Source organism: bacterium, assembly GCA_021372775.1.
In the GTDB taxonomy this organism is placed as follows: domain Bacteria; phylum Acidobacteriota; class Polarisedimenticolia; order J045; family J045; genus JAJFTU01.
Genome location: JAJFTU010000268.1, coordinates 1 through 1,792, shown reverse-complemented (window position 1 = coordinate 1,792; position 1,792 = coordinate 1). Strand labels below are relative to the sequence as shown.

2 protein-coding genes are annotated in these 1,792 nt (G+C 76.8%); both read left to right on the top strand.

Features of this window, described 5'->3' with window-relative positions:
* Positions 1–168: 168 nt before the first annotated feature.
* On the top strand, positions 169–1,278 hold the full coding sequence (locus LLG88_09415; protein ID MCE5247120.1) for a glycosyltransferase family 4 protein: 1,110 nt from the start codon (positions 169–171) through the stop codon (positions 1,276–1,278).
* Positions 1,275–1,792 (top strand): hypothetical protein (locus LLG88_09410; protein MCE5247119.1); only part of this gene is annotated, 518 nt, incomplete at its 3' end. The genes LLG88_09415 and LLG88_09410, both read left to right, overlap by 4 nt.

Sequence of the window (1,792 nt, the reverse complement as noted above, 5' to 3'; positions counted from 1 at the left end):
ACTCGGAGCGGACCCCTCCCGACCTTGGAAGATCGGCGCTCGGCTCTGCGGGGTCCCCGTCCCCTCATCCAGCCCCTCCGTCGCGGGTGCGGCCGCGGACGCCAACCCCCCGTTGAGCGCAAGGTACGGCGAAGGGACCGGCGCGTGGCTGCTACAATCGCCGCCGTGATGCGCGCACTGTTGGACGGGCGTCCGCTCGCCGGGGCCACGGGGCGGAGAGGCGTCGGCCGCTACGTCCGCGGCCTCGTCGAAGGGCTCGCGGCGCTCGGCGAGCCGGACCTCGAAATCTCGCTGCTGGTGGACGCCGCGGCGACCGCTGTCGATTCGTCGCCGCGGGCGCCGAACGGCGTCGCCGTGCGCGCGGTGCGCGCGATGCGCGGCCCGCGCTCGCTGTGGGGCGTTCTCCTCGGGCCGCGGTGGCTGCGGGGCGCCGACGTTTGGCACGCAACGTTCCTCGCGCCGCCGCGCACGCCGCGGGCGCTGCCTTGGGTCGCGACGATCCACGACCTGATTCCGCTGCGTCACCCGACGTCGTTCACGCCCGCGCAACGGCTCGTCTTCCGCTGGTCGCTGGCCCGCTCGGCGCGGGCGACGCGCGTCGTCTGCGTCAGCGGCTTCACGGCGGACCTCGTCGCGCGGACGTTCGGCGTGGACGCGTCGCGGCTGCGCGTCGCGCCGCCGCCGATCGACGTCGCCTCCTTCGCGGCGCCGGCGCGCCGCGGCCTCGAAGGGATCGACGGCCCGTATCTGCTGCACCTCGGCGGGTTCGATCCGCTCAAGGGCGTTGACGATTTGCTGCTGCCGGCGTTCGCGGAACTCGCCGCCCGTCGGCCGGCGCTGCGTCTCGCGTTGACCGGCCCCGACGGCGCGGGGAAGGAGCGGGCGCGGCGCGCGGCCGCGGCGCTCGGGCTCGAGGGGCGCGCCGCGTTCGTCGGCGCGCTCGACGACGAGGCGCACCGCGCGGCCGTGGCCGGCGCGGCGGCGGTCGTCGTCTCGTCCCGCGAGGAAGGGTTCGGGATGCCGGTCGCCGAAGCGCTCGCGGCCGGAGTGCCGGTCGCTGTCGGTCCGGCCGCGGCGTCGCGCGAGGCGGCGGGAACGTGCGGAGCGTTGGCTGCGGACGGTTCGCCCGCCGCGCTCGCCGCGGCGCTCGACGAGGCGCTGCGCGCGGGCGGCGCCGATTCGCCCGACGGCGACGCACGGCGTCTCGCGGCGCGGCGTTTCGACCAGCGCGCGGTCGCGCGGACCATTCTCGCGATCTACCGAGAGGCGGCGTCGTGAGGCTCGGCTGCGACGCGCGCGTCCTCGTGCATCGCCCCGCCGGCGTGGCGCGTTACCTCGCGGGGATTCTCGGCGAGTGGCCCGCGCTGAAGCGGGAAGGGGACTCGCTGGAGCTGTTCGTGGACCGCGCCTCGCGCGGCGCTTGCGGCGAAGAGCGAGACGCGGCGACGCCGTCGGCGACGTCGCCGCGCGGCGCTTGCGGCGAAGAGCCGGACGGGGCGGCGACGGGGTTCCGCGCGGAGGCGTCGCCGCGGCGCGACCCGGCCGACGACCCGAACGGCCAATGCGCGGAAAGCGCGTTCGCCGAGGGGAGGCTTCCGGGACGTCCCGACCGCGTGCGCGCGCTCGGCGGCCGGCTGCCGGGCGGCGATCCCGTTTGGCGGCAGGTCGCGCTGGCCGCGCACCTCGCGCGGCGCCGCGACCTGGACCTGCTCTTCTGCCCGTTCTACTCGATCCCGCTCGCCTCGCGTCTTCCCGCGGTCGTCACGATCCACGACGTCTCGTTCGCGGCGCG

Excerpts from the sequence above, each read along its gene's own strand:
- LLG88_09415 (MCE5247120.1), top strand. The coding sequence starts at position 169 with ATGCGCGCACTGTTGGACGGGCGTCCGCTCGCCGGGGCCACGGGGCGG.